The following is a 5299-nucleotide window of genomic DNA, read 5'->3' as shown; positions in this document are numbered from 1 at the left end:
AAGTCGCCAGACGCTCTTTGTGCGGTATTGCCTACAGTATCATTTTTGCTTTTCCGCTTGGTTATTACGGAATTTAGACAGAAAACATTGACACCACACCCTCAATGTGTTATAATAAAAAAAGAAATTTACATGGACATGGCATACAACATTGCCGCAGCGTCCGTGAATCATAAGGAGCAAAAACATGAAACAGATTATTTTGACCGGAGATCGTCCCACCGGACGGCTGCATGTAGGACATTACGTAGGTTCCCTGAAAGAACGGGTAAAACTGCAAAACTCCGGAAAATTCGACGAGATTTATATTATGATCGCCGATGCACAGGCACTGACAGATAATGCAGAGCATCCGGAAAAAGTACGACAGAACATTACACAGGTGGCTCTGGACTATCTGGCATGTGGTCTGGATCCGGAAAAAAGCACCATTTTCATTCAGTCTATGGTACCGCAGCTGACAGAACTGACGTTCTATTACATGAATCTGGTTACCGTTTCCCGCGTACAGCGGAACCCTACCGTTAAGGCAGAGATTCAGCAGCGGAACTTTGAAGCCAGTATCCCAGTAGGCTTTTTCTGCTACCCGATCAGTCAGGCAGCAGACATCACCGCATTCCATGCAACTGCCGTTCCGGTCGGAGAAGATCAGCTGCCGATGCTGGAACAGTGCAAGGAAATCGTGCACAAATTCAATTCGGTATATGGCGAAACTCTGACCGAACCGGAGATCATTCTCCCCAGCAATCAGGCATGTTTACGTTTGCCGGGTATTGACGGTAAGGCAAAAATGAGTAAATCTCTGGGCAACTGTATCTACCTGTCTGATGAGCCGGAGGAGATCAAGAAAAAGATCATGTCCATGTTCACCGATCCGAATCACCTGCGGGTAGAAGATCCCGGTAAGGTAGAGGGTAATCCGGTATTTATCTATCTGGATGCATTCTGCAAGCCGGAATATTTCGAGGAATTCTGGAAAGATTACAGCTGCCTGGACGAAGTGAAGGCACACTATCAGCGTGGCGGTCTGGGCGATGTAAAGGTCAAGAAGTTCCTGAACAATGTAATGCAGGAAGAACTCCGTCCCATTCGGGAACGTCGCAAGCAGTGGGAGCAGCGTTTGCCGGAAGTTTACGAGATCTTGCAGCAGGGAAGTGCTACAGCGAGAGCAACTGCGGAAAAGACTCTGGAAGGTGTTCGCCATGCCATGCGAATTGACTACTTCTCTGAAGGTGGTTTGCAGTCAGAACTGTAAAAAGAATATCCAAACAATATATTGCACCGTTTTGCCGTGAGCAGAACGGTGCTTTTTGTAAAATGGTAAGCATTGTAGAGGAATGAAACGATGAAGCGATTGAACGCTGTAATATCCGCAGTTGTGTTCTTGTTTTTTACGGGCTGTTCTTCCTATCCCCACCAAAGCTGGCTGGAAGATAGAAGCCTCGATAAAATCGCAGATGATAGGGCTTCAGAAATTGTTACAGCATTAGAAAATGGAGATCAAGTTGCAATTAGATCCATGTTTTCTAATCAGGCATTGAACGAAGCTGAAGAATTAGACGATTCTATTTTATCTGCAATAGAATATTATAAAGGTAATTTGGTATCATCTAATGGAACGATTGCAACCGATGAAAGTCAGAATGGAAAAAAGAAAACATTTAAAATCAGGGCAGATTATACGATATTGACTGATTTAGAAACTTATAATTTATATTTTATTGAAAAGTATAATTCGGAAGATGAGAATGAAAATGGCCTATATTTGATTTGGTTGTCTAAAGACTCTGAAAAAGACGAATATGAAGGGAATTATGGAGCAGGAATTTACTTTCCTTCATGAATAAACAATCATCCATGTCCAGCAACCGATTTCAAAAAAAGTTTTATGCAAAGGATTTTACAGGAAAAATTGTGATATTTCAATGGCGGAATTAGAGTTACTCTTGTTTGTTCATAAAATATTGTAGATATTTTGCCAGAAAAACGCTATAATATATAGCAGATTGCACGAATCTTATCAGGACATTTCTGAAAGAAGTATCAAAAATAGGAGGAATCACTTATGAAACGCAGAATCGGAATTTTAACCAGCGGCGGCGACTGCCCGGGACTGAACGCCACAATTCGCGGCGTTGCAAAGGCTTGTTATGAAATGCTGGGGACGGAAAATGTAGAGATCGTTGGAATTTCAGACGGCTATTATGGCTTGATCCACAACATCTGCAAGGAGATGTCACCGGACGATTTCTCCGGCATTCTCACACGCGGCGGTACGATTCTGGGTACCAAACGTCAGCCGTTCAAGATGATGAAAGTCATCGGCGATGACAATGTGGATAAGGTCAAGAACATGAAAAAGACCTATCAGGATCAGAAGCTGGATTGCCTTTTGACACTGGGCGGAAACGGCACACATAAGACCTCCAAGCTGCTGGCGGACGAAGGACTGAATGTCATTGGTCTGCCGAAAACCATTGATAATGACATCTTCGGTACAGATGTGACTTTCGGATTCCATACTGCGGTAGACATTGCCACAGATGCACTGGATCGACTGCACACCACTGCAAACAGCCATTCCCGTATCCTGCTCTGCGAGATCATGGGCAATAAGGCTGGCTGGCTGACTTTGAGTGCAGGCATTGCCGGCGGTGCGGACATCATTTTGATTCCGGAAATTCCGTATGACATTGACAAGGTTTGCAAGTCCGTGCAGAAGCGTAGCGAAAGCGGCAAAAACTTCTCTATCGTCGCTGTGGCAGAGGGCTGTTTCGACAAAGAAGAAGCCAAGATGAAGAAGAAAGAACGCACCAGACTGCGTCAGGAAGCTGGCATCACCACTGCGACCAACCGGATCGCAGCACAGATTCAGCAAAAGACCGGACTGGAAGCCCGCGTTTGCGTACCGGGGCACATGCTCCGTGGCGGAAGCCCAAGTGCGTATGACCGCGTTCTGGCAACACAGTTCGGCGTATACGCAGCAGAACTGATTCGGGAGGAACATTACGGTATGTCTGTAGCAAAGGTTGGCGGCACGATCACTGCCAATAAGCTGGACGACATTGCCGGTAAGACAAAGTTTGTTTCGCCGGACGATCAGCTGGTACAGACTGCAAGAAATCTGGGAATTTCTTTCGGCGACTGAGTAGAGTTATTGAAATCTATCCAAGAAGCGGGTGCATTTTCGATGTGTCCGCTTTTTTTGTGAAATGATAAAGGAAACACTGCATAAAGCCCGCCTGGCGGCTTTGCACGCAATCTGCGTACAGATTTTCCGTCAGTTGCCATACATCAAGTCTGCCTGCGGAATTTCTGGCAATCTGCCAAAAAATCTGACTACGCATCTTACGCACAAGCTTTATTCAGTGTTTCCTAAATTATCTGTTGCATCTTCGGCTAACTTGTGGTATAATAACAATATCTACAGTTTCGGCAGAAACTACAAAAAAGGAGGATCTACGTTGAAAACAAGAAAACGATATTCAGTCGCCGCGGTATGCGTTGCGGCAGCATGTACAATTTCCATGGGTGCATCTTCTGCAATGCCGGTTCTGGCAGCTGCAAAGAGCAGTGACACTGTTCAGAAGTACGAATTTGAAAACGGAAGCACCAGCGGCGGAAAAATTTACAACGAGGGCTGGAAGGGCAATACCGAGGAGGACGGCAGCGGCGAGGACTTTGACTTGACCAATGCGTCCGGCGGATTTTCCTATCTGGATCAAAAGGGGACAACTGTCAGCCTAAAGGTTACCGTCGAAGAAGCCGGTCTTTACGAGATGAAGATTTCCTACTGTGAACCCTATGACAAAAACAAAAAGGTGCAATACCTGAATGTCAATGGCGTAAATCAGGGAGAAGTCAGCTTTTCTCACAACCTGAAATTCGAGGAAACTTCTGGTGGTGTAGTGATGCTCAATGCCGGCGAGAACACCATTGAATTGAGTGCCTATTGGGGCTATACATTCTTTGATTACCTGACGATTCAGCCGGCAGATGAAAGCCTGACAAATCTTTCACCAACAAGAACGCTTTCCAATCCCAATGCGTCAGATTCCACTAAGCGGCTGTATCAGTATCTCTGCGACCAATACGGAAAGCATATCATTTCCGGACAGCAGGAGTACTGTGGCTCGCATAACTACAACCTGTACGCAGATCCGACCAATTTCATCAAGGATAACGAACAGGAATTCGAGTATCTGGAAAAGACGACCGGCAAAATGTGTGCGATTCGCGGAATCGACTTCTTGAACTATCGTTCCAATGCCACATGGGACGATAACGCAGCCGAACGTACCATTCAGTGGGTGAATGAATACAAAGGCATTGCTGCCCTTGTGTGGCACTGGAGCGTGCCATCAGAGGAGGGGAGTACAGACTGCAATTTCTATGTGGAATCTGCCAGTGCCAACTATACCACATTCAGTATTTCCAGAGCACTGGAAGAAGGCACATGGGAAAATAAGGTGCTGATGGCGGACATTGCGGAAATTGCAAAGCAGCTGAAAAAGCTGAAAGATGCCGATGTGCCGGTTCTGTGGCGACCGCTGCATGAAGCTGAAGGAGCGTGGTTCTGGTGGGGAGCCGAAGGACCGGAGCCCTGCAAAAAGCTGTACCGCCTTCTCTACGACCAGCTGACTAACGTCTATGGATTGGACAATCTGATTTGGGTCTGGAACAGCTACACCTATTCCACATCTCCGGACTGGTATCCGGGCGATGATGTGGTAGATATTGTAGGATACGATAAGTATAATGCCGTAGACGGCAAGCCAAACCTAAGTTCAATTTCTTCCACATTCTATAGTCTGGTGCAGAGTACAGACGGACAGAAAATGGTAGCAATGGCAGAAAACGACACCATTCCTTCTTTGGAAAACCTGCTGAAAGACAAGGCTTCGTGGCTGTACTTCTGCCCGTGGTATATGAACTACCTTACCAGTGAGCAGAACAACCCTGCAGAGAATCTAAAAGAGATCTATAACAGCGAGTACTGTATCACGTTGGACGAACTGCCGGATCTGAAAAAATATCCGCTGGACGGCAGTGATGCCGATTCTGATGCTGTACTGGCGGGAGATGTCAATCTGGACAATGCAGTAAATCTGGCAGACATCATCTTGCTGCAAAAGTACCTGCTGGGAAAAACGACACTGACAGAGCAGCAGGCAAAGGCGGCTGACTATGCGAAAGATGCATTGATAAACGGAACTGACTTGACAGCACTGCGACAGGCTTTGCAAAAAGGCTAAGGCAATACTTCTTTCACAAAAATGCTCGTGAATACATCAAGTAT

The 5299-nt window shown here is 46.0% G+C and carries 4 protein-coding genes; all 4 read left to right on the top strand.

Annotated elements, in window-relative coordinates; genetic code table 11:
* Positions 1-187: 187 nt before the first annotated feature.
* Complete coding sequence (trpS, locus tag RUMCAL_RS08350; protein WP_021682296.1) at positions 188-1255, top strand: tryptophan--tRNA ligase; 1068 nt, start codon at positions 188-190, stop codon at positions 1253-1255.
* Positions 1256-1345: 90 nt separating this feature from the next.
* Complete coding sequence (locus tag RUMCAL_RS08345) at positions 1346-1843, top strand: DUF5104 domain-containing protein (protein ID WP_021682295.1); 498 nt, start codon at positions 1346-1348, stop codon at positions 1841-1843.
* 222 nt (positions 1844-2065) lie between these two features.
* On the top strand, positions 2066-3148 hold the full coding sequence (locus tag RUMCAL_RS08340) for a 6-phosphofructokinase (protein ID WP_021682293.1): 1083 nt from the start codon (positions 2066-2068) through the stop codon (positions 3146-3148).
* Between the two features lie 316 nt (positions 3149-3464).
* Complete coding sequence (locus RUMCAL_RS08330; RefSeq protein ID WP_040647585.1) at positions 3465-5255, top strand: glycosyl hydrolase; 1791 nt, start codon at positions 3465-3467, stop codon at positions 5253-5255.
* Positions 5256-5299 lie beyond the last annotated feature (44 nt).

It is taken from the genome of Ruminococcus callidus ATCC 27760 (assembly GCF_000468015.1).
Classification (GTDB): domain Bacteria; phylum Bacillota; class Clostridia; order Oscillospirales; family Ruminococcaceae; genus Ruminococcus_C; species Ruminococcus_C callidus.
Note: the sequence above shows the minus strand (reverse complement) of the source record. Positions and strands in the feature narration are given on the sequence as shown.

What these genes read in the sequence shown, in the direction of transcription:
- RUMCAL_RS08345 (WP_021682295.1), top strand. Translation starts at nt 1,346, where the DNA reads ATGAAGCGATTGAACGCTGTAATATCCGCAGTTGTGTTCTTGTTTTTT.
- RUMCAL_RS08340 (WP_021682293.1), top strand. Translation starts at nt 2,066, where the DNA reads ATGAAACGCAGAATCGGAATTTTAACCAGCGGCGGCGACTGCCCGGGA.
- trpS (WP_021682296.1), top strand. Translation starts at nt 188, where the DNA reads ATGAAACAGATTATTTTGACCGGAGATCGTCCCACCGGACGGCTGCAT.